Here is a 24,587-nt window from a genome sequence, read left to right on the forward strand (position 1 = left end):
TAATGGGCACTAGTTGTACATGGCGTGCATTTCCTTTGCACGCTCAATTTCTTCATGGACGAAGACAGCCCCGTTATAGCCTAGCAGTTTGTGCTCCTTAAGAAAGCCGCTCTTCACCAGTCTCTTCAGTGCAGCTGGTGTTATATCAGCGTATACACAGGCCTGCGGTCTTGTTAGCGGGCACTTGAAAGTGTCGTTTGGTTCTATTTCTGTGGCTGTATGGAGTTGCCACACCCCGTCAGGGTATTGAGCATTGATAATGATTTTTCTGTACACCATGTAATAGGGTGTAGCTTTGAGCTGGGACAAAATGTTTGTAGATGTCGTGTTCATGTGTTGGTCGTTAAATTATTTAATGAAATATGTTAGTTAAGCTGCTTTTGGCTCTTTAGCGCATGTACTAATTCAGAGGCGAAGTAGTGGTAGCCCCTAACGCCTTTCCATTTGTGTCTTGGGATAGCCCCAGATTCTGCCAAATCTCTAAGGACAGGCACGCTAATATTTAAAAACGCGGCTGCTTCTTCGGTCGTAAGCGGCTTTTCTACGCCCGTATTCCCTAATGAAGGAAGCTTTGTGCTCATGTAATTATCTACCGCGTTTGAAATCGCGTTTGAAAAGCCGTGAATTATGTCGGCAAGGGTAATAGTGTTCAGGTCAACAAGATTTACCATGTTGGTCAAGGTTAAAAAAATTAAATTATTTAATTGGTTTAAGGTGCCCGTAGGCGAGGATATGAACGTGAGGTCAGCCCGGGTGAAAACGCTGTAAACGCTTTTTATTCTGTCATTTAACAATCACAATGCAAAGGTATGGCGAGAGACCACAAATGGCGGCAGGTTTTCTGAGAAATTTTGGAAAGTCCAAAAAAAGGGGCCGAAGCCCCTTTTTCCTTAAATAACTTAAGCAGCCCAGTGCTTGTTTACCTCCGCATCTATGTGCTTCTGGTTCTTTGCCAGGTACCTCATCAGCATTCTGTGGTCTTTATGACCTGTCACACCTCTAATAGCTAGTTCTGTCATGCCCTTTTCTGAAGAGAGGGTGCAATAAGACCTTCTTGCGGTGTGGCTGGATATGAACTGGTATTTGGGGCCAGCTTTCTCAATTCGCTTATTACCGCGATTAAATACTTTAACGGTGTGTTCATCAATCTTGGCGAGCTGACAAACGTCTTTAATATACCTATTAAACGGCTGGTTCTTGAGGTCAGGGAATACTAGACTTGTGGGAGCGCCTTTTTGTTGCTGCTCCAGCACCCTTTTCGCTTCACCAACTATCTGCACCTTCATTTCCTCTGTGCGGCTAGCTTTCGTTTGGAAGAGGTGCCAGTAAATTTTTCCGTCAGTTGTATACTTAATGTTGCTCCATGTGAGCGTTCGCACGTCTTCAAAGCGTTGCGCAGTATAAAGTTGGAACAAGAACTTATCCCTGATTCTTGCAAGGTGTGGTTTACTATCCAGATTTAAGGTAGCCAGTCTCTCTACTTCCGCCTCTTCCAGAGCAATTACTTTAGTAGGTTCTCTATCTGTCTTAAAATCTTGGAAGGCGGGATTGCTGTGATATCCATGCTTCATCGCCCACTTCATGTACGTTTTAAGGCTTCCAATATTTTTACCTACAGTGGTGTTGTTCTGTAAAAGAACGGTATTTAAAAAGTGCCTAAACCGTACCTCAAACGAAGTGCTTATAGATTCAAAAGTAACTTTGTATTTGCAGTCGACCTCAAACTGCTTCAGTTGCTTTATGAGGGTATTGTCTCGCTGTATTGTTTTAGGGTCTAGCCTTAGCTTTCTTTCCTCTAGGAACTCAGTATGCCTTTCAAAAAAGTCTTTTATGTCTGCTTCATGTTTAAGGTCATTATGCCCTGAAATAAACTGCTTGATTGTTTCTGGGCTCGGGATAATTCCTAAGCTGGTATAATGGCGGTAGCATTCATGCACCTTTTCCTCTATCTCTAAAAGTTTGCTTTTGTACTCCGCATAATCTCCAAAGCTAGCCTTGGGGAAAGATTTCTTATCGTCCCAATTAGAGGGTAGGATAGAAATTCCAGAAGATACGCGAATTCGTTCGCCGTAGCGGAAGTTGACCATGATTAAAGCTGGCTTGGCTTTCTCTTTTCCTGCTGCCTTCTTAAGCCAGAAAGTCACGTTTGGTTTTTTCATTGTAAATGTTCATTTATGGTGCAAAATTATCCGCGGGGGTGCAGTTGAAACTATCATTGACCATATTTTTGAAAAGACCAATCAAGGTGACCAAAAGGTGACCAAAATCGCTTTAACACCTTTCAAATGTTTTCACCACCTTTTATCCAAAACTGTTTGTTTTAGCTTCTTAAATCTAATTTGGGGTAATTACTGCAAAGCAGGTATAACTTTCAGTAGTCTTGTCCCCGCTACCTCAGAAAAACGCCTGATTCAGAAATGAGTCAGGCGTTTTGTTTTTATGCGGCCATTTTCGCTTCTGCGCCTCTCCAGCTACTGCCGCTCTTTCTAAGTATAAGTATTCGATGTAACTCTATACTTGCTCCGGCCGCACGGCCACAGCCACGTCCGTGGCAACGGGAGGTAAGTGCAGTAGCAAGTATGCACCGGAAGTGTGGCGGACAACCTCGGAGGTAACTATCTTGCCCTCCAGGGTATCCCAGTAAGTTACCCTATATGCACCCTGGTTCATGCCCGGCACCTGTACCTCTGCCGCAAGCGGCTCAGCTCCCCGGTCTATGGTCGCCAGCACATCTTCTCCTTGCACGTAGTTATCTGCGCGAAGCAGCCATAGCAGAGCCTGTCTTTCATCGGCACAGGCAAACAGCACAAAGGAAGGGCTGCTGACTTTGGCTTCGTAGTTCAGGTTCTTTCTCCGGAAGTTTTTCCAATCGAGCAGCTTTACGAACGCAGCCATACTTTTCTGGGCGCGGCGCATGCCGTGGGTGAGGCAGTGCGGGTGGCGGTTGGGCCAGCGCATGCCGCCGCCCGCAGCACCCGAGGCCAGGTGTGCCCACTGTATGTGCCGGAAATATTCATCATCGAAATACTCTGGAAAAATGATGTGCCTGTCCTTGAAGGCATGAATAGGGCCGTGCTCGCTATCGAAGAAAGGACGGTTACCCTGCAGGTGTTCCAGTGCCTCCCGCACCAGGCGCCCCGCTACAATGGCGGACCACAAAGTATCCTTAGGGTTGTTGATCGTGGCGGCGTCGTAAAAGTGGGTGCTGGCAAAATCGAGCATCGGGTGCCGGAAAATAACGTCGGCCACTGCCGGGTGCTCATCCAGCACAGGGCCGTAAAGCGAAACCGTCTGCGGATGGCAGCGCCCGTACAGCCGCTGCTCTTCCTGCCGCAGGTGCTGGCTCAGCTCCTGTACAAAGTCAGCAAATACCTCTGTTCTATCGCCGGCGTGGGCGGGGTGTATCTCGTTCCAGAGGTCCCAGGCAAAGAGCACACCGCTGCCGCCCCACCTCTCAGCTACGAAGCTTAGCCGGTTCTTGACGGCCCGTAGCGTGTCGGGGCAGAGGAGCCATTCAGAGCGGTCCTTGCAGGGGCCCCCGTTCAGGTGGCTGTAGGGGTGGTGTTTCCATTTGATCCACATCCAGAAAGTATCCACCGGGGTCAGTAAAATACGGATGTTATACTTGGCGCAGAGGCGGAACAGGTCGTCCCAAAGCTGGACCATACTTGGGTTAAAGGTGCCGGCCGGCTTTTCGAAGTAGCGGTGTTGCCCCTGCGCGTACTCCAGCATCAGACGCAGGCAGGTCACCCCATGTGCTGCCAGCCATGCCAGGTGCCCTTCTACCTGCTGCAGGTTCTTTCGCCGGAAGAGGCCTGCAAAGTCAGGCCAGGTGATGGCGTCGTTCTGGCCGATAGGCGTCCAGTCCTCACCGGTCTCCGTCATAAAATAGGGCGCATCCGGGGCCACCTGTACCCAGGGAAGATCCTGCTCTAGCTTAAAAGCGGGCAGTTCCTTTCTTTTTGCTGTAGCGGCCTTGCCGGATTTTGACAGGCTGCTTTCGTCAATGTTGGCCCCAGTGTGCTGCTGTTGCTCAGTGAACTCCATTTTTTGGAATGTTTCTTATACTTCCGTTCAATGCTTTTCCCGCTCCATTCAGTTGCTGAGGCGCGTTTACAACGGCCTGAGCCAGTTTTTCTGCCGATAGCTTCTTAAAGAGCGTGAGTGCCTGCGCCACGACCTGGTCCATGTTATAATATTTGTAAGTGGCCAGCCGGCCCACGAAGTGCACACCAGGAGTGGCATCCGCCAGTTTCTTATACCTGTTGTAGGTCTCGGCGTTCTCAGGGCGCGGCACGGGGTAGTATGGGTCGCCTTCGGCCTGCGGGTACTCATACACAATGCTGGTCTTGGGGTGCTGCTGCCCGGTCAGGTACTTAAACTCCGTGATGCGGGTATAGGCGTGCTCGTTTGGGTAGTTGACGACGGCGGCAGGCAGGTGCACCGGCTTGTCCAGCGTTTCATGCCTGAACTCCAGCGAGCGGTACGGCAGCCTGCCGTAGCGGTAGCCAAAGTACTCGTCCACCGGCCCGGTATAGATCATCTCCCGGAACGGGATCATGTCCGCGATATCCTGATAATCCGTGTTAAGCATGATCTTGATGTTGGGGTGCGCCAGGAGCTTTTCAAACATGGCGGTATACCCGTACAGCGGCATGGCCTGGTAGGTGTCGGTAAAGTAGCGGTCGTCGCGGTTGGTGCGCACCGGTACCCGGGCGGTCACCGACTTATCCAGCTCCGAAGGGTCCATGCCCCACTGCTTGCGCGTGTAGTTGCGGAAGAACTTCTCGTACAGCTCCCGCCCCACCCTGCTCACCACCACGTCCTCCGAGGTGCGTACCGGCGCTATGTCCTCTGCCACGGACTTAAAGAAATTGTCTGCATCAAAGGCCGTCAGGCTGAGGCCGTATAGTTTGTTGATCGTATCCAGGTTGATCGGGATGGGCACCAGCTGCCCGTCCACGCTGGCTAGCACCCGGTGCTCGTACGGGCGCCAGGCCGTGAACTGCGACAGATACTCGAATACCTCTTTGGAATTGGTGTGGAAGATGTGCGGGCCATACTTGTGCACCAGTATCCCTTCCTCGTTGTAGTGGTCGTAAGCGTTGCCGGCAATGTGGTTGCGCTTATCAAGGATCAGCACCTTTTTATGCAGCTGCGAGGCCAGTCGCTCAGCCAGTACGCTCCCGGCAAAGCCTGTGCCCACGATCAGGTAATCAAACATACTTCCTCCCTTCCTTTAGATACGGTCCTTATTCTCCATTGCCTGTGCCATCAGTTCCACCATGCCACGCCAAGTCTGGTCCCAGGACATGTCGCGCATAAAGCAGCTCACCTTTTGCTGCCACGCATCGTTGTGCTGCTGTGTTAGCGCTGCCTCCACGGCCTGCACGAATTCTGCGGCCGAGCCAGCAATGTGCACCAGGCCCTCCTCACCGTAAGGGCGCACCACATCCCGGATGGGGGTAGACACCACGGGCTTGCCTGCCGCCAGGTACTCAGGCGTCTTGGTGGGGCTGATGAAAGCAGTGGACTCATTGAGGGCAAAGGGTAGCAGGGCCACCTGCCAACCGCTGATGTAAGCCGGAAGCTCCTGGTACGACTTGCCTCCCAGGTAGTGGATGTTGGGGCGCTGCGGCAGTGTGGCAGGGTCTATCTTCACCACCGGTCCAACCATCACAAGCTGCCAGTCCTGGCGGGCATCGGCCAGGGTGGCCAGCAGCTCAAGGTCCATGCGCTCATCTATCACCCCGAAAAAACCCAGCCGTGGCTCCGGTATAGGTTCCTGGTCGGCGGGTGGGGGTAGTGGCTTTTTGGCCTGTGCAAAATGGCCCTTGTCGATGCTGCTGGGAAAGGCCTTTACGGCAGGGTGCTGCTTGCGCTTGGCCTCGTACAGGCGCTGGCCTCCTGTAAATACAAGGTCGGCCCGTTTAAAAAGCTCTAGTTCCAGCTCCTTCAGGCGGGGCGGGGCAAATTTAAAAGCCGATAGCTCGTCCATGCAATCGTACACGGTGAGGGCGGGCCGCAGGTGGTTGGTAAAGGCGAGGGCCATGGGGGTATAGTACCATAGAACAGGATGCTCCAGCCGGTGTTCCGCTAGCAGTTGGTCCAGGAGGTGGCGCTGTGCTGCCTCAATTTGCGCTTCCTGCAGGCCATGTGGCAGGTGCGGCACCGCCAGCAGCATGTTTTCTCCTCTGGAGGAAGTATGTAGGTAGGGTTTCTGAGTATCTGTAAACACCGGTTCCTCCACAAAAAACAGGCGTCCGTAACGGGCAAAGCGGGAGAGCAGGTGCTGTGGCCGCTGGTACACAAAATCCCAGCGCAGGTGCGAGAGGCACACGATACCTGGGAGCTGTTGCAGAAACCTGTCCGTTCTATTTTGCTTCAGGCTGGCCTGGCTTTCGTGAGTAGCTGGCGGGAGGGTAGCGGCTGTCTTGCCTCCTACGTGTGGATCAGGCGTTTCTTTAAACATGAGTTTGTTTCCTTTAGAGTATATGGGTGCTTTCCAGGTGCAGCTACAGGAGCAGGTGCTACTACTGCCCGGTTGTTTTAGTACGCTTTTTATAGAGAAAGGTCAAGGTGTAAAGTAAAAAAATACAATTTATGCCAGGTGTTGCTTTGCAGCCTGCATCCCTTTAGGCAGGCTTAGGGAAAGCGGGGACGATAACCTGTGGCAAAAGGCGGGATAATTGGCTAGCTTTGGCTAAAGATTTTATACTTAGAGACAGCGGTAGAGCGTGCAGATGTCCGAAAAAGGAGAACAGCGGGAGAGGGAAAGCAAGGGAATAGGTGTGCAAAATGAACGCTCGTTGCACGCGGCCCTGAAACTATGGTATGCGCAGCCAGACGATAGGTTTGAAGTGCCCTTAAACGGCTTTTATATTGACCTGGTGCGGGGAGAGCAGTTGGTAGAGATCCAGACACGCAATTTCGCCGCCATCCGGCAGAAGCTGCAGGCGTTGGTGCAGGAGCACCGGGTACACCTCCTGCACCCGGTAACTTTCGAGAAGTGGGTGTTGCAGGTGGATGCAGCGGGCACCGGCGTCAAGTCACGGCGCAAGTCTCCGTACCGGGGCAAGCTGACAGACATCTTTGAGGAGTTGGTTCGCATACCGGAGCTAATAAAGCACGAGAACTTCTCGATAGAGTTCCCCCTGATCCGGGAGGAGGAGGTACGTTGCCGTGACGGCAAGGGCAGCAAGTACAGGAAGCGGGAAAGTATAAAAGACCGAAAGCTGCTGGAGGTGGTAAGCAGCCATCGCTTCACAAAAGCTGAGGACTTTCTGCGGTTCATCCCCCAGGACTTGCCCCGCCCTTTTTCAAACAAAGCCCTTTCCGCTGCGCTTACCCTTCCCCTCCACCGGTGCCGCCAGATCACCTACTGCCTGCGTAAAATGGAGGTGATTGAGGTTGTAGGGAAGCAGAAAAATGAGCTTCTGTTTAATATTCCAGGCAGTTAAGCTGCCCTACTGTCTCCCTTCCCTATTTTAAACTAAAAGGCACAGCTCTTGCGCTGTTGCCCTCCCCTGCAGCGCTAACCCCATGCTTTAAAAGAACTGGTTCAAGGGTGAGCCAGGCTCTTTGCTTTTGATCTCTTCCGGGCGCTCATATCTTGACTGCCTGTGCCCTGCGCAATTTTCAGAATACCAATCCGTTATACTTTTAAGCATTATAAAAAACAAAGAAGGCGTGTAACCTTTTACAGGTTTTGCCACTAGAGGTATAGGGCGGCATGGTGCCTGTTTTCTGCCATTGCTGCCTCCAAGCACCTGTTTCTCTCTCTTTCCCGGTGGTTTAACTGTAGCTATTGGGCCGGTACATAGCCAAGTGCTTACGTATCTAATATATATGATTTTCGTAATACAAAAACTCTGAGCCTATAGATCACCCTTAACTCCTACCTAGATGCACCTTCTGTTACAAAGGCATTTGTTTCTTAGCTTGCTCTCTTTGCTGCTGCTTTGCCATGTGGGCTGGGCGCAGTGCCCTACCGCTATAACTGTAAATGGGCGCACCGTACTTTGCGAGGGAGAGACAACAGAGCTATCGGCGCCTGAAGGTGATGGCCTTAGCTACCAATGGATTAAAGACGGTGCAGATTTAACCGGGCAAGTGGGGCGAACGCTGCAGGTAAGCGAATCCGGGTCTTATCAGGTGCGGGTAACAGGCAGCACCTGCGACACGAACACCTCCAGCGAGCGCGTCATAACGGTTAATCCGCTTCCCATCACTCCTGCCTATACGGTTTCCCCTGCCCCGGCACCCAACAACCCTGTGTGCTCCGGCGATGAGCTTACCTTCTCCTTGAATTTCCCGGCAGAGCCAGGCGTAACCTATACCTGGGATTTCGGGGATGGCAGCACCGCAAGAGGGGCAACAGTAACGCACACGTACACGTCTACCGGTGTGGGGGCAGAGTCCTTTCCTGTAACAGTTACTGCCACCAGTGCGGCTGGCTGCGAAGTAAACTCTGCGCCTAGAGACGTGGTGGTGAACCGCCTGCCTGAAATCAGCTTTTCAGAAGAGTCTAATTTCCAGGTGTGCTTGCCGGATTCTATAGAAGATAGTGAGATTGAAGTCTTCGCTATCTTGAACAACGAAGTGGCAGAGCCTTCCCTTTCCGACATCCGCACCTACTTTGTGGACTGGGGAAACGGTGATCCGGAGCAGCAGTACAGCCGTGGCGATTTTCCTGTTTCCAACCCCACCGCATACGACTCTATCAAAACCTACCCCATTACCATCCGTGCCATCGCCGGGAACGGCTGCGAGGCAACTTTCACGCAGGATTTTAATGTGAGCAAAGAGCCTAAGGCAAACTTTTCTATTGCGGAGAAGAAGCGGGTGGAGGAAGAGCAGCAGCCGCCCTGCGTGCCTATTATCGTCACCTTGGCCGATAGCGCCACGGGTGGCGGCCTGTCTTACAAGTGGTCGGTGCAGCCGGAGCAGGGTTGGACCTTCGAGACAGGTGACTCCGCCTCTGCCGAGCCAAGCATCCGGTTCACGCAATCCGGGGTGTACACCATTGAGCAGATCGTGACCAACGGCTGTGAGTCCGATACCACCTCCCAAGGTATAGTAGTGGGCTGGCCGCAGGTGCAGTTGCCACCAAGCGTTACCGTCTGCGGTCCCACTGAGATAGACTACAGCAGCAGCGGCCCGGGAGGAGGGTTCGGCGGCGGTTTGTTCGTGGACAAGAACCTGGGGGAGAACATCACCGTCAGGCTCACGATTACGGGCCCTGTCAGCACGACGCGCACCTTTAACTCTGATGTGTTCCAGTACCGGCACCAGTTTACGCAGCCCGGCAGGTATACCGTATCCTTGGAGGCCATAAATGAATGTGGCAGCTCCAATGCCATTTACCAGGGGCAACCGGCGCCTGTGCAGGAGGTGGTGATACTGCAGCAGCCGGCCGCGCCTATTGTCCAGACACCGGTCACGGCCTGCGAAGGCGATATGGTGGAGCTCACTCCTTCAGGGCCGGGGCCCATATTTGCCTGGTTCGATGTTAACGATCCGGCTGCAGCCCCCGTGTTTACAGGGCCAACCTTTACGACTCCGTCCTTAACAAACGACATCACCTTTTATGTAGCGGCCATAGACACGGCGAACGGTGTGGTCTGCATCAGCGACTTTACGCCCATACCCATCACGGTAGTGCCCGCTATTGCGGATAACACCATCGAGGTGCAGGGAGAGCAGGTGCGGAGCCTGTGTAAGGGTGCCGTGCCACCTACCATAACCGGCTCCACGCCTTCTGGCGGGGCACCGGGCGCCGCGCCGCGCTACCGGTGGGAGGTCAGCACCACCAGCCCCACTGCCGGCTTTGCGGCGGCTCCCGGTACGAACAATACCAAAGACTACACGCCGACACAGGCTGTCTCGGGTGATACCTGGTTCAGGCGTGTGGTATTTTCCGGTAATTGTGGCGAGAACATCAGTAACGTCGTGTCGATCATCGCCGTGGATCCGGTGCCAGCCAGTGCCAACACCATCACCGCTGAGCCCACCCAGGTCTGCGAAGGCGACACTCCCGGCCAACTAATTGGTTCGGAGCCAACGGGCGGTGGCGGCAGGCCATATACGTTCCTGTGGGAGGTGAGCACAACCGGGCCCGACGAAGGCTTTGCGGCAGCCCCAGGTGCAAATGACGACGTGAACTACACCATACCGGCCGGTGCGCTGCAGCAGGGCGAGACGTGGTTCCGCAGGGCGGTTACCTCTGGCGGCTGTACCTCCTACTCGGATGCTATCAGGTTTGTGCTTTACCCGAGGCTAGAAAACAACGAGATCAGTGCGGAGCAGACGCAGGTATGCATTGGCACTGCCTCGCCTATACTTAACGGCACCGAGCCAACGGGCGGCAGCGGCAGCTACACGTACCTGTGGCAAAGCAGCACCACCGGGCCAGATACCGGTTTCAGAAATGCTGCCGGCACAAACACCGGTCAGAATTACTCTCCGGGTATACTTACCGCTACCACCTGGTTCCGCCGCGTGGTAAGCTCAGGCTCCTGCGGGGCCGATACTTCTGACGCGCTGGAGATAAGGGTGGCTCCTGCCCTGCGCAATAACACCATCACGGCCGCGCAGCCGGATGTGTGCCAGTCGCAGGAGCCGCCGCAGATAACCGGCAGCTCGCCAACCGACGGCGCCGGGGGCTACACGTACCTCTGGGAGAGCAGCACAGTTGGCCCGGATGCAGGCTTCGTGGAGGCCGCAGGCACGAACACAGGCCAGAACTACCAACCCGCCGCACTCAGCCGCGATACCTGGTTCCGAAGGGTCGTGTTCTCCGGCGGCTGCTCCGATACCTCTAACGTGGCCAGTATAAGCGTGCTTCCGTTGCCGGAGGCCCCTACGCTGGCAGTAAACAATGCCACCGCCTGCTTCGGCGAATCCGTTACGCTGGCAGTTGCCAATGCCAACGGCTTTGAGTACAGGTGGTATACTTCGTCTACAGGCGGTAACCCGGTGTTTATAGGGGCAGAGTTCCCGCTGGATAACGTAACCCAGTCGGCCACCTACTATGTGGAGGCCGTGAACAGCCAGCAGTGCGCCAGCGCTGTGCGGACTCCGGCCACGGTAACTGTGGTGGTTGCTGAGGCCGGCGCAGGCGAGGATGTGACCATTATACAAGGGCAGCCGGTAGAGCTGCGCGGCTCCGGCGGCGCAACCTACCTGTGGGAGCCAGCTACTGGCCTCAACGACCCAACGCTGCAGAACCCGGTGGCCAGGCCGCAGGAGACAACCACTTACACTGTGACTGTGACCACTGCCGAGGGCTGCGTGGATACAGCAAGTGTAACGGTAGAAGTCATCCCGGCCGTTGAAGTGCCGAACGCCTTCTCCCCGAACGGCGACAACGTGAACGAGGTGTGGGAGATCAAGAACTATGAGAATTACCCGGACATGCGGGTGGAGGTATTTAACCGCTGGGGCAACAAGATCTTTAGCTCCAAAGGCTACGGCGTGCCGTGGGACGGCACCTACAACGGCAAGGAGCTGCCTGTGGCCACCTACTATTACCTCATCTACCTGCGCAGCACCAACGAGGAGCCGCTCTCCGGGAACGTCACCATTATCCGTTAACACATGACCAAGCCGCTTATACTTATACTTTCGCTTCTGGCCGTGGCCATGCAGGCTATGGGGCAGCAACGGCCGCAGTATAGCCAGTACATGCTCAATAACTACCTGCTCAACCCAGCCATATCCGGTATAGAGGATTATGCCGATATCCGGCTGAGCCACCGGCGGCAATGGGTGGGGATTGATGGGGCCCCGAGCACCTATTACCTATCGGTGCACACGCCCCTGAACAAGGGCGCTGCCGGTAACAAGTACCATAAGGCGCTGGCCCATCACGGGGTAGGGGCGATTCTGCACACAGACAAGACCGGGCCGCTGCGACGCACGGGACTCAGCGTCTCCTACGCTTACCACCTGCCGCTCACTACAAGTTTAAATTTATCCGGAGGCGTATCCACGGGCCTTATCCGCAATGCCATCAACGCCAACGACCTCGACTTCTCCAACGATAACGACCCGCTGCTGGCGGGTGGCAACATCAACAACACGGTGCTGGACCTGAACCTGGGGCTGTGGCTCTACTCACGTAACTTCTCGGTGGGTGTAGCAGGGGCGCAGCTGCTGGAAGATGCGGGCAGCTTTAACGCAGACAGGCGCAACGAGGCTGTGCTGCCCCTGCAGCGGCACTATTTTATCACAGGCAGCTACCGCCTGGAGCCAACTGAAAGTATAGACGTGATCCCGTCGGTGATGGTGAAGATAGCCGAACCCAGCCCTGCCTCTATTGATGCCAGCCTGCGGGTGATGTACGCCGAGCGCTTTTGGGTGGGTGGCGCCTATCGCCACGACGATGCCTTAACGGCCATGGTAGGAGTGTACATCAGCCCCCTGCTAGACCTTTCCTACTCCTACGATTTTACCACCTCTGAGCTGAACAGAGTAAGTGCCGGTACCCATGAGGTGGTGCTTGGTTTCAAGCTCCTCAACAACAACCGCATCATCTGCCCGCAGTGGGTGTGGTAAGTATAACCTAAACCTGTTTTTACCTTTCCTGAACTGCCCCGGCAGCTGCTTTCCCAGCTGCCGGGGCAGTTTGTTTTATCCAATATGCAAGCGCCGAAAAAAGTTGCCACATCCTATATGTGATGTTACCTCGGAGACCGGGATAAGGCGACAGCGCATAAATGCAAAAAGTTAAAAAGAGGCGGTTAGTGCCAGAGATGGTCAAACCATACCTTTGGCGCAAGCTTACATAGTATTATTTATATAAATGAATATTATTAGAGAATGAAAATGTTTAAACTTTTTAGTGAAACTTGCATTGTACCAAAAATTGTGAAATTTTAGGAGTATTATAGAGGGGAATTGTAGGGTGCTGTTTTAATAATTTTTCTATGTAATTTTTATAGTCTATTATTGCACCTGAAAAACTGACTCAGAGAGTTAAGCTGCCCGGAAGTTGTTGATTTAGTACAATGTAGTGTGATGATGCAGAACTCAATGTTTCACCTTAACCCAAGAAGTATATAAGGAATTTTTACAAATAACTGAATGAGAAGCTGGTTAGAAAAAGTCATACTCCTGGTAGTGTGCTTTTGCGTAGTTGCTGCTGGGGCCGTTGCCCAGACGGCACCTACGCTTGGTGCTATGTATGAGTTTGGCGCCTTGGCATCGCAAAGTGTATCTAACACTGGCAAAACTGTGGTTCAGGGGAAGGTAGGGGTTGCAACTGGTAACATTACCGGGTTTTTGCCAGATGGTGAAGGCACGGCCGTGCGAGGCGTCCACAGAAACCAGGAGCCTGCCAAGCAGGCTGTCACCGATGCCTTGGCAGCGATGAGCTACATGGCTGGGCTAACTGCCAAGGGGACGATTTCCGGCAACCTTAGCGGGGTAACCATTACTCCCGGCGTGTATGATACGGATGGACCTGCTACGTTAAGTGATGGGGCAATTCTGAAATTAGACGGTGGAACCGAGCAAAATCCGGTGTTCATTATCCGGGTTAAAGGAGACCTGACTATAGGGCAGGTAGAAAAGTATGAGCTGAAGAATGCAGTAGGCATTAACCTGTTCTGGTTGGTAGAAGGAAACGTTATCGTGCGAAGCGGGGGGTCCGCCCGGGGTAACATCTTCTCTACAGGTAACATCACCATGAACCATAACGCTCGGTTGAGGGGACGAATAGCTGCCCCTAAGACCGGTGGTGCCATATCCCTTGAAAGTAGTTCCCTTATTCACCCAACAGATCTCGCCACGACACTCACTCTTCTTCCCAGTGCAAGTGGCGACGATAAGTACGCCTTTGGAGAAAAATTAACCTACATCATAAAAGTTCGGAACAACGGGCCAGTAAATGCCCCTAATGTTAAAATTCCGCTGGGGCAGCTGATAGGTACACGCCTGGGCCATTCTTCTTCGATGCCGGAGAGAACCTCCTACGATGCTACCAGTAATGCCATTGTTGTGTCAGAACTGCAGTACCAGGAAGAAGTAACAATTACAATTGAGGCCCGGGCCGATCAGGCAGGCCCCTGGACCAGCTTAGTCAAAGCCTCCTGGCAGGACCTAGATGAGGTTGGGTTCAACGACACCGGCCTTGTGGATTTTTGTGTGCTGCTCTCTGAGACAAGTGAGATTGTCGGCCCAACAGAGGTGTGTCGAGGCGATGTTACTACCTACAACATAGAAAAGGTGGCTGGTGCCACTTATTATGAGTGGACCGCATCCAATGGGCTAGCGGTAAAAGTGCTTGGTACAGCCGGTGAGGCACTGGCTGTAGAGGTAACTGTATCGGAAACGCATGAATTCCCGGGCAGTGCAGCATGGGTTACAGTGACACCCGGGAATAACTGCGGCCCAGGGCCATCCAGAACGATCTACATAAGTGTTCAATCAGACAAGCCCGCGCAACCAGGCCCCATCACCGGCCCGGGCGCTATTTGCCGGGGCGCTGGTGCCAGCTTAACGTACAGCATTGCACCTGTGGCAAATGCCACCTCTTATACCTGGACGCTCCCAAACGGATGGACCTTCGCCTCAGGGCAGGGCTCTACGATGACCGGAGAGAACCTGACGGAGGTTGTGGTAAACCCGGGAGACAACAGCGGCACTATTACCGTTATCGCCTCTAACGCCTGCGGTGAGAGCGAGCCCCGAACCAAGTATGTGCAGGTAGATGATGCCACGCCAGACGCGCCAACCAGTATCACGGGTACGCAGCAGGGCTGTGTGGATACCGTCGTGCCTTATGAAGTGAATGAAGTGCCCACAGCAACGGAGTACCTTTGGGAAGTTCCGTCGGAGGGCGGCTGGGATATTGTTTCTGGCAACGGAACCAGAAACGTGATGATAAGGGTCGGTTCAACGCCCGGCAACATCACTGTAAGGGCGAAAAACGGATGCGGCGTTAGTGAGCCTTTCTCCAAATTTGTTGAGCCTGTCACCTCGCCAAGCCCTGCACCAGGGCCAATAACAGGCGATATTTATACTTGCGTGAACCAAACCGGTCTGGAGTACTCTGTTGAGGAGGTGCCAACTGCCCTGTGGTACGAGTGGAGCCTTCCGGACGGATGGGAGATCGTAAGCGGGCATAACACCAACAAGATCATCGTGAATGCCAAAGCTAATGGAGGAGAAATCTCTGTAGTGGCATGGAACGACTGTGGCAAGAGTGACCCTAGCACCCTAACCGTTATACCTACAGAAGATGTGCCGCAGCAGCTAGGTCCCATTTCGGGTGGGCAGTACAGCTGTGTGGGCAAAACCACCACCTACAGCGTTGAAGAAGCTGCCGGGGTTAACTTTTATCAGTGGGAAGTTCCGGTCAATGGCGGCTGGGCAATCGTAAGCGGGCAGGGCACAACCAGTATAGAGGTATTGGCAGGTTCTACGAGTGGTAAGATAACCGTAACTGCCGTTAACGGTTGCGGCAGCGGTGCAACCAGTACATTGGATGTTGTGCCACAAACTGCGCCTCCTGCTGCCCCCACGCCAATCATCGGCCCTACAGAAGTCTGCGAGGGAAAGGCTGGCTACGAGTTCCGGGTGAACCCGGTGGTAGGGGTGAATTATTATGAGTGGAGCGTGCCGGAGGGTTGGCTCATTACCGAGGGCCATGGAACGGAACGCATCATCGTAACAGCCGGCTCAGAAGCAGGCACAGTGACGGTAAAGGGTGAGAACGACTGCGGTGTAGGAGCTGAAGCGAGTCTAACAGTGACCGTGGTGCCATCGCCGCCAGACCAGCCGGGAGATATCACAGGTCCGCCATCAGTATGCGTTGGCCAGCAGAATGTGGAGTTCTCTATTGAGCCAGTAGCCTTTGCCTCTTCCTACATATGGTCCGTTGGCGAGGATAATGGTTGGGTGATTATATCGGGACAGGGAACCACCAAAATCGTTGTGAATGCCGGTTCTGCGCCTACAATTGTGAGTGTAAGAGCCGTTAACGCCTGCGGCGTGACCGGTGAAACACAGCTGGCCACCATCATGACCAGTGAGCAGCCGGCGATGCCAGGCCCTATTACAGGTGAAACAGTGCCGTGTGCCGGTGGCACCTATACCTTTAGCATTGGCGAAGTAGAAACAGCTTACAAGTATAACTGGTACTTCCCGGAAGGTTGGAAAGTAATTGAAAATAACGGCACCTCTGTCACCGTAGAAACGAACGGAACGGGCGGAACAGTAAGAGTTTCTGCAGAAAACGGCTGCGGACCGGGTGGTGAGCAGACACTGCAGGTAGCGCCTAGCACCGTGCCGCCGGCAGCTCCGTTGGCTATACTCGGCGATCTGGATGCCTGTGCAGACAAAGAGGCGACATTCTATGTAGAGGAAGTAAACGGAGCATCAGAATACATCTGGGAGCTTCCACAAGGTTGGTCTTTCATATCCGGGGAGGGCACAGCCAGAGTAGTATTACAGGTTGGTGCTGTTCCGGGAACCATATCGGTTACCACCAAGAACGGGTGCGGTATGGGAGGCTCTGTTTCACGGGAAATCAACCTGAACACTGCACCGCCTGCAGCCCCAGGCCCTATTACAGGAGCACCACTGGTATGTACAAAAAGCACCTTTACGTATAGCATTGAGCCGGTAAATACAGCCTCCTCATACTTCTGGGAGGTGCCAACCGGCTGGAGAATAGCAAGCGGCCAAGGCACTACTAGTATAGAAGTGGAAGTTGGTACAACCACAGGTGATGTGGGCAGCGTGTCTGTGACAGCGATCAACAGCTGCGGCAATAGCAGCACTACCACGTTAGCGGTAAACGCATCGGATGATACGCCAATTGCCATAGGTGCCATTACAGGTCCATCCACCACCTTCTGTGAGGGTACGGAAGGCCTCACGTATAGCATTGAGCCGGTAAACGGGGCTGTCTCTTATGAGTGGGCAGTGCCAACAGGCTGGACCATCACGGCGGGGAGAGGCACCACCAGCATCACCGTAACAGCAGGCCCTGAAGCAGGGGATGTAACGGTAACTGCCCTGAACGCCTGCGGCAACGGAAGCACTGGCCGCAAGGCGGTCATGTCGCAGACAGTGCCGCTGACACCGGCGATCAGCATCGGGCCATTAAACCCTTGCCAGGGCGTGACGACCACCTACAGCGTGTCGGCCAGCGCCACAGGCAACGTGGATACTTATATTTGGGAAGTGCCGAAGGGCTGGGAGATCGTGTCGGGGCACAATACAAGCACCATCGAGGTAATCGCTAACGGCACTGCAGGCAAGATCAAGGTAACGGCGAAGAACAGCTGCTCTGAGAGCGGTACTGCTGAGCTGGACGTGGTGCCGTCGCCAGCCTTGCCAGAGACGCCAAGCGCCATCGTAGGAATTCCCGAGGTATGTGCCGGCGGCACTGTAACCTACTCCGTGCAGAACCCATCAACCGGCGCAACCTACGAGTGGAGCGTGCCGGAGGGATGGGAGATACTGACAGGCCAGGGCGAGGCTACCATTACGGTAAGAACAGCACCGGGAACAGGAACAATTACCGTGAAAGGAACCAACGGCTGCGGCACTACGGAGCCGGCCTCTCTGGCGGTAGCAGCAATGGCTGAAGGAGGCGCTACAAGTATAAGAGACCTCAGCACACCATGTGTTGGCCTGAGCTATGAGGTAGACCCGGTACCAGGTGCTACTACCTATACCTGGTCTGTGCCGGCCGGTTGGTCAATCATCTCCGGCCAGGGAACCACCAGAATCACGGTTACGGCAGGCATGGGCTCGGGCGATATCTCAGTGGTGGCCAGCAACGGCGGCTGTACGGACGAGCCGGTGTACCACACGCCGAACCCGACATTTGCGAACAGCGACCTGCACTTCCCGAACGTGTTCTCGCCGAACAACGACGGCACGCACGACCTGTGGCAGATCAGCAACATCACCAACTATCCTGACAACGAAGTAACGATCATAAACCGCTGGGGCAACCAGGTGTACCACAGCAAGTCTTACAAAAACAACTGGGACGGCGCCAACCTGAGCGAGGGCACTTACTTCTATGTGGTGCGCGTGAAGCTCTGCGACGGGCAGGATAAAATGTTTAAAGGTTACGTGATGATAGTAAGGTAAGGCGATGGAAACGAACTTGAAGGCAATAAAGAAATTACTCGTGCTGCTAGGCGTAGCGCTGGCCCCGGCCGCCTTTGCCCAGCAGGCGCCGCAGTACAGCCAGTACATCTTCAATGAGCTGGTGGTAAACCCTGCCTACGCCGGCAGCAAGGAGATTCTGAGCATTAATGGCACCTACCGCAACCAGTGGACGGGGCTGCCGGGCGCGCCAATCTCCCAGACGCTGAGCGTGGACGGCCCGACCGGCCACCGGAGCCTGGGTTGGGGGGTGCATCTGTTAAACGATGAGATAGGGGCGCAGAGCCAAACCTCCGTGTACGGTGCCCTTTCCACCCGCATCAAGCTGGACCACTACTCCGACCTGTCGCTGGGTATAGCCATAGGGGCCTCGCAGTACGTGCTGGATGGCACGCGCCTGGACCCGGGCAGTGAGATGCCGGATCAGGCTATTCCGGAGGGGCGCGTGGCGCAGGTGCTGCCAGACCTGAAGATTGGCGCGTTCTACAACACCGAGCGCTTCTACGCAGGCTTCTCGGCGGCCAACCTGGTACCCTTCAAAGATAGCAACACCGACATCGCCACGCCGCGTCGCCACTTCTTCCTGTCCAGCGGTTACGTGTTCGACCTGAACCGAGAGGTGCGCCTGAAGCCAAGCATCCTTATCAAGGAGGATTTCAGGAGCCCGACAGCCGTGGATTTAAACGCGTTTGTGCTGCTGTACAACCGCTTGTGGCTAGGAGCCTCCTACCGTACGGCCGTGCCGATGTTCGTGGACCAGCAAATGAAGCAGCTGGACAAGCGGAATGCCGTGGCCCTGATCGCACAAATTTATGCCACGAAAAAACTGCGTATTGGATATTCTTACGATATTAGCCTCAACGAACTTAAAAACTACTCTAGCCACGAAGTATCAGTGGGCTACTATTTCCTGAAGAAGAAGTATGGCCGTATCCTGACACCTCGAAACCTATAGTTTACACCACCCTTATATGAAGCGTATTTTTACCCTCGCCCTGGTGCTGACGCTACTGGCCATCGGCAGGACCCTGCCTGTGCTGGCACAGAAGGAAATGAAGCAAGCTGACAAGTACTTTAACAACTTTGAGTTTAGCCTGGCCCTGGAGTCCTACAAAAAGGTGCTGGAGAAAGAGGAGCCTACCCTGAAGGTGGTGCAGCGCATTGCCGACAGCTACCGCATCCTCAACAACAGCAAGGAAGCAGAGTTCTGGTACGCCCAGGCGGTGGCCTTCCCGGGGGCCGATCCGGCCAACATCTTCCTGTATGCGGAGGCGGCCAAGCGAAACGCCAACTACAGCAAGGCCAAGCAGCTCTTCCAGGAGTATGCCGAGAAGGTGCCGGAGCAGCGGGAGCTAGCCCTGCGCCAGGTAGCCTCCTGCGACACGGCCATGAAGTGGATGAAGTATCCCAAGCCTTACGAGATGGCCCAGCTGGAGGCGATTAACTCCGAGAGCGCTGATTTCGGCCCGGTGCGCACCCAGGACGGGCTCCTTTTCTCCTCCGACAGGCTGAACGACAGCAACAAGCGCAGCAACTGGACCGGCAATGGCTTTATTCAGATGTATATGGCCGCTAAGGTAACAGACACTACCTGGGCCGACCCGGAGCCGCTACCTACTTCTATCAACACCTCCTACCACAACGGCCCTGCCGATTACCTGGAGAAAGACAAAACCCTTTTCTTTACCCGCACGCATGTGGTGAAGAAAAGAGCCGTTCCGGGCAACAACGGAGACCCTACCAGCTGGTTCAAGGGCAGCGACAACGGCACGCATACCAACCGCCACGGCATCTACATGGCTAAGTTCAACGGCAAAAAGTGGGAGAAGCCACAGGCGTTTAAGTATAACAACACCGATGAGTTCTCTATCGGGCACCCCGCCATCACACCCGATGGAAAGGTACTGTACTTTGCGTCGGATATGCCAGGGGGCCACGGCGAGACCGATGTATACTACAGCGAACGCCAGGCAGACGGCTCATGGGGCCAGCCGGTGAACGCAGGCCCGGTGATTAACACCAGCGGCCGTGAGAGCTTCGTGAGCCTGGGCGATGACGGCAATCTATACTTCTCGTCAGACGGGCACACCGGCATGGGCGGCCTCGACCTGTTTAAGGCGGTGGGCACGCACAAGGCCTGGACCAGCGTAGAGAACCTGCAGTACCCGCTCAACACCTCGCAGGACGACTTCGGAATACAGGTGGACAGCACCGGCAAGAAAGGGATGCTCTCCTCCAGCCGCTTTTCTGAGAGTGGCTTCGACGACATCCTGACCTTCCGGGAGTATACGGTGCCCTGTGTGCTGATAGGCAGCGCTGTGGAGAAGCTGGCGCAGGACGGCACGGTAAAGACGCAGAAACTGCCGGTGGCCAATGCAAGGCTGCAACTGTATGTGGATGGCAGCGATGAGTTTGTAGAGGCACGCTCCGATGAGAAGGGCCGCTTCCACTTCCCAATCATGGCAGGCACGAAGTATATTATCAGAGGCAGCAAGCCCGGGTACCTGGAGCAGGCGGTCACGTTTACGCCGGAGTGTCTCTACAAAACCGACTCGGTGCAGGTAGAGCTGGTGTTTATCCGCAACACGCCAAACGTCCCGATCGTGGTGGAGAACATCTACTATGACCTGGACAAATTCAACATCAAGCCGGAGGCGGCCAAAGAGCTGGATAAGCTGGTGCAGACGCTGCAGGTAAACCCAATGGTCCGCATTGAACTGAGCTCGCACACCGACAGCCGCCAAACGCACGAGTATAACCAAATGCTGTCGCAGCTGCGCGCGCAGTCAGCCGTAGATTACCTGGTGTCCAAAGGCATTAGCCGCGACAGGCTGGTGGCAAAAGGCTATGGGGAAACAAGACTGATCAACAAGTGTAAAGACGGCGTGTCCTGCCCTGAGCAGATGCACCAGGAGAACCGCAGAACAGAGTTCAAGATCCTGAAGTAACAGCAGGAGCAAGTATAAAAAAGGGCCGCAGGAAATTTACCTGCGGCCCTTTTTCTTTTGGCAATGGCTTATACTTCAGAAGTCGAATGTGATACCTGCTGCCTTTGATTTATACTTTACTGCGCCGTCCAGCCGCCGTCGATCGGCAGGCTGGTACCCGTCATCTGGGCCGCAGCCTCGGAGGCCAGAAACAGCGCCAGCTGCGCGATAGCCTGCACATCCACGAACTGCTTCACGGGCTGCTTTTTCAGCATCACCTTCTCCTCCACCTCATCCTCCGACATCCCGTGCGCCCGGGCCTGGTCCGCAATCTGCGACTCTACGAGCGGGGTCTTTACATAGCCGGGGCAAATGGCGTTGCAGGTGATGTTATACGGAGCCCCCTCCAGCGCCAACACCTTGGTAAGCCCGGCAATGCCGTGCTTGGCGGCCACGTAGGCCGCCTTAAACTCAGAGGCACGCAACGCGTGGGCCGAGGCAATGTTGATGATGCGGCCAAAGCGCCGTTCCTGCATCCCCCTCCATACCGCCTTGGATGTATGGAACGAGGAGGAAAGGTTCACGGCAAGTATGGCGTCCCACTTCTCTTCCGGAAACTCCGCCACCGGCGCCACGTGTTGGATGCCCGCGTTGTTCACCAGCACGTCCACCTGCCCCAGCTCTTGCTCTGCCTGCCGCACCATTTGGCGTATCTGCTCCGGTTGCTGCAGGTTGGCCGGCGAGAAGTATACTTGCACCCCGTGCTCCTGGGCCAGTTGCTGGGCGAGCTCCTCTCCGTTCTTTTCCAGTCCGTTTACCAGCAGGTTATAGCCCTGGGCGGCAAAGGCGTTCGCCAGGCCGAGCCCGATGCCGCTGGTGCCGCCAGTTATCAAAACGTTTTTCATGTTTATACTTTGTGTTGATGTTGGGAAAAGCGTAAAAATGCCGAAGCGCCCCGTAAGAGCGCTTCGGCGGTCATGTAACCTGTCTAACCTCTCACTCTCATGTTAGTATTTGCCGTTGAGCACGCTCAGGTTCGGCAGCAGCTTTTCGGTCAGGTCGAAGCGGAGCTCGACGGAGTACAGGCGGCCGATCTCCGGCGAGCCCACGTACTCGCGCTGCGCTGAGTCAAACAGGTTGCTCACGCTGGCGCCCAGCGTCATCCACTCCTTCAGCTTATAGCCGGCGCTCAGGTCCACCGACGTGAAACCGCCCAGCGGGCCATAGTTGTAGTTGTAAGGCGCCACGCGCTGGTTCTGGTTCTCACGTGCCGCAATCTGCACACCGGAGTAGAAGTCGTACTCTGGCAGGATGCGCACGTTCACAGAGCCGAAGAACTTCTTGTTGAATAGGTCGCGTGCCGTAAAGTTGAAGTTGTAGCGGTGTTGGGCCGCGTTCAGGCTGCTCTCCGATACAGACACCGTGCCGTCGCCGTTTGCGTCGTTGTCCAGGTTGTCCTTATCGGTGATGTCAGAGTTGAAATAAGAGTACTTGGCCCCTATGCTGAAGTAGTTGTTCAGGTAGAAGTTGATGCCCAGGTCGGTGCCCCACGAGTTCACGTTGCCATAGTTCAGGTAAGTGAGGTAGTAGTTCAGCGCGTTGGCAGCGGTTTCCGTCACATCTTTGTCGCCTTTACGGATCACGCGCTCCTTGCCAAGTATAGGCGTGATGCCGGTTAGCGGCGAGATAAAGTTCTCTGATTTGGAGTACCAGGTGCTCAGGTCGATGAACAGCTTATCGGTAGGCGTGCCTTTGTAACCGAACTCAAGGGTCTGCACCTGCTCCGGCTCCAGTTTGTCGATCATGCGCTCTGCGCCCGTTTCGGTGTTGCGGATGGTCAGGCCGGCGCCGTTGCCCAGTATGGCCAAAGCACCATTGTTCAGGTAAAACTCCTGGAATTGGATGGATGGCGCGGAGTAGGCGCGGCCCCAGGTGGCGCGGAAAGTGCCTTTTAGGGCGTTATACGTCAGGGCCGCCTTCGGGCTGAACTGCGAGCCATAGTTGTCGTGGTTATCGTAGCGGGCAGCGCCCAGGGCTTTAAACTTCTCTGTAATGGCGTACTCTAGCTGCGCCACCACGCCGTACTGGTTCAGGATGATGTCGCCGTCTGCGTCGTCCAGGTAGGTCTGGCGGCTATAAGCCACGTCGCGCTGGTAGCTCAGGCCGGTGATCAGATCCAGCTTGCCGAAGTTGTTGTTGTACTGCACCTCACCGTTTATGCGGTGGCTCTTGTCGATGAAGCCCGGGAAGGCAACAGGAAGAGAGCCTTCGCCGATCTCGCCTGGCTTGGCCCCTGTTTTGGAATACTGGGCGGCCTGTGCCTCAGAGTAGCCGCGTGCGCGCAAAGTATAGTAGTTGGTGGTGCGGGCGTTGATCTGGTAGGTGTCACCGGCATCGTTCCAGGTGCTGTAGAGTTGGGCGAACACGTGCGGCGATACGTAGCGGCCCTGCAGGTACTGGAAGGTCCAGCCGTTGATCTGGTTGCGTCCGTTGCTGGTCACGCCAATATTATCGCCCTGGCCGTAGCCATAGTCCAGGATAATGTCGGTGGTGCTGGTTGGGCTAAAGTATAAAGCAGAGCCGAAGCGCTTCGATTTAAAGCCAAAGTCCACGTCATACTCCGGCAAGGCACCCAGCGTGGCGTTGTAAACGGTATCGATGAACTTAAAATCCTGCCCCTCGGTATACTCGCCGGTGATCTTATAGGCAAACTTTTCATTGATAACGGCGGCATGGCGGGCGCGGGCGCTCAGCACGTCCTGGTTACCGGCCCCTAGGGTTACGGTTGTGCCGGGGTGGCGGCGCGGATCTTTGGTAATGGTGTTGATGACGCCGTTGTGCGCGTTAGGGCCGTACAGTGCCGACGAAGGACCTAAGATTACCTCCACCCGCTCAATGTCCTCCTTGATAACGGTGTTATAGAAGCCGGCTGGCAGGCCGGTGCCACCTGGCAGCATGGAGTTGCGGCCGTCCGTCATCTGGTACATCTTCACGTTAAAGGCATTGTTAAAGCCGCGGGCGTTAATACCCACGCCAATTACGCCGGAACGTACCACTTCCACGCCTTGCACCTTGTTCAGTAACTCGCCCACGTTAAAAGAAGGCAGCGCCTCCAGGTCGCGGGAAGAGATCACGCTGATAGCGGCCGGAGCCTCTGTCAGCTTCTCGGGGCGGCGCGAGGCCGATACCACCACTTCCTCGCCCATCATGGTAGAGGCTTGCATCGTGATGGTGCCGATGTCAGCCGTGCTGCCGTCAGAAACCGTTACCGGCACATCAGGATAAGAGTAACCCATATAAGAAATGCGCAGGTTGTAGCTGCCGGAGGGCACGTTCTGGATGATGAAGTCGCCGTTGGAGTCGGTAGCGGCGCCTTTGCTGGTGCCTTTCAGGAGTACCGTGGCACCGATCAGCGCCTCCCGGGTGTCTCCTCCCACCACTCTACCCTTCACAGCGCCGCTTTGGGCCATGGCCGCCTGTGCCACACAGAGCACCGACAGCAGGAGTAAGTAAATCTTTTTCATGGTT

Annotated in this window: 14 protein-coding genes; 6 read left to right on the forward strand and 8 right to left on the reverse strand. The window is 55.0% G+C overall.

The genetic code is table 11. The features are described from left to right. Positions 1-9: 9 nt before the first annotated feature. The 6 genes from PXG97_RS14600 to PXG97_RS14625 all read right to left on the reverse strand — a co-directional run bounded on the left by PXG97_RS14600 (position 10) and on the right by PXG97_RS14625 (position 6,472). Positions 10-333 carry a hypothetical protein gene (locus tag PXG97_RS14600; RefSeq protein ID WP_276498511.1) on the reverse strand — a complete coding sequence of 108 codons (324 nt, stop codon included), beginning with the start codon at positions 331-333 and terminating at the stop codon, positions 10-12. 32 nt (positions 334-365) lie between these two features. Then, the gene (locus PXG97_RS14605) at positions 366-671 is read right to left on the reverse strand and encodes a helix-turn-helix domain-containing protein (protein WP_276498512.1); all 306 of its coding nucleotides are present in this window, start codon (positions 669-671) and stop codon (positions 366-368) included. A gap of 228 nt (positions 672-899) precedes the next feature. Beyond that, a complete protein-coding gene (locus PXG97_RS14610; RefSeq protein ID WP_276498513.1) occupies positions 900-2,159 on the reverse strand; it encodes a site-specific integrase in 1,260 nt (419 codons plus the stop codon). Between the two features lie 352 nt (positions 2,160-2,511). Then, positions 2,512-4,047, reverse strand: coding sequence for a glycoside hydrolase 5 family protein (locus tag PXG97_RS14615; protein WP_276498514.1), 1,536 nt, complete (start codon positions 4,045-4,047; stop codon positions 2,512-2,514). Further along, on the reverse strand, positions 4,034-5,224 hold the full coding sequence (gene glf, locus PXG97_RS14620; RefSeq protein ID WP_276498516.1) for a UDP-galactopyranose mutase: 1,191 nt from the start codon (positions 5,222-5,224) through the stop codon (positions 4,034-4,036). Before glf ends, PXG97_RS14615 begins: the two co-directional genes overlap by 14 nt. Positions 5,225-5,239: 15 nt before the next feature. Continuing rightward, a complete protein-coding gene (locus PXG97_RS14625) occupies positions 5,240-6,472 on the reverse strand; it encodes a glycosyltransferase family 1 protein (RefSeq protein WP_276498517.1) in 1,233 nt (410 codons plus the stop codon). Positions 6,473-6,743: 271 nt separating this feature from the next. Here PXG97_RS14625 and PXG97_RS14630 point away from each other — a divergent pair, with 271 nt between their 5' ends. The 6 genes from PXG97_RS14630 (at position 6,744) to PXG97_RS14655 (ending at position 21,080) form a co-directional block, all read left to right on the forward strand. Continuing rightward, on the forward strand, positions 6,744-7,460 hold the full coding sequence (locus PXG97_RS14630) for a DUF8091 domain-containing protein (protein ID WP_276498518.1): 717 nt from the start codon (positions 6,744-6,746) through the stop codon (positions 7,458-7,460). 445 nt (positions 7,461-7,905) lie between these two features. Further along, positions 7,906-11,595, forward strand: coding sequence for an Ig-like domain-containing protein (locus PXG97_RS14635; protein ID WP_276498519.1), 3,690 nt, complete (start codon positions 7,906-7,908; stop codon positions 11,593-11,595). Between the two features lie 3 nt (positions 11,596-11,598). After that, positions 11,599-12,558 carry a PorP/SprF family type IX secretion system membrane protein gene (locus PXG97_RS14640; RefSeq protein WP_276498521.1) on the forward strand — a complete coding sequence of 320 codons (960 nt, stop codon included), beginning with the start codon at positions 11,599-11,601 and terminating at the stop codon, positions 12,556-12,558. A gap of 528 nt (positions 12,559-13,086) precedes the next feature. Then, positions 13,087-18,114, forward strand: a complete 5,028-nt coding sequence (locus PXG97_RS14645; protein WP_276498522.1) for an ice-binding family protein — start codon at positions 13,087-13,089, stop codon at positions 18,112-18,114. Positions 18,115-18,118: 4 nt separating this feature from the next. After that, positions 18,119-19,087 (forward strand): PorP/SprF family type IX secretion system membrane protein, encoded by a 969-nt coding sequence (locus PXG97_RS14650; protein WP_276498523.1) that lies wholly within the window; start codon positions 18,119-18,121, stop codon positions 19,085-19,087. Between the two features lie 16 nt (positions 19,088-19,103). Continuing rightward, the gene (locus tag PXG97_RS14655; protein ID WP_276498525.1) at positions 19,104-21,080 is read left to right on the forward strand and encodes an OmpA family protein; all 1,977 of its coding nucleotides are present in this window, start codon (positions 19,104-19,106) and stop codon (positions 21,078-21,080) included. A 116-nt stretch (positions 21,081-21,196) separates the two neighbouring features. Here the strand turns inward: PXG97_RS14655 and PXG97_RS14660 are convergent, their stop codons facing one another. Both PXG97_RS14660 and PXG97_RS14665 read right to left on the reverse strand, forming a co-directional pair. Next, positions 21,197-21,964, reverse strand: coding sequence for a 3-hydroxybutyrate dehydrogenase (locus PXG97_RS14660; protein ID WP_276498526.1), 768 nt, complete (start codon positions 21,962-21,964; stop codon positions 21,197-21,199). 102 nt (positions 21,965-22,066) lie between these two features. Continuing rightward, on the reverse strand, positions 22,067-24,583 hold the full coding sequence (locus PXG97_RS14665) for a TonB-dependent receptor (RefSeq protein ID WP_276498527.1): 2,517 nt from the start codon (positions 24,581-24,583) through the stop codon (positions 22,067-22,069). Positions 24,584-24,587: the final 4 nt, after the last annotated feature.

Source organism: Pontibacter litorisediminis (assembly GCF_029360645.1).
Lineage (GTDB): Bacteria > Bacteroidota > Bacteroidia > Cytophagales > Hymenobacteraceae > Pontibacter > Pontibacter litorisediminis.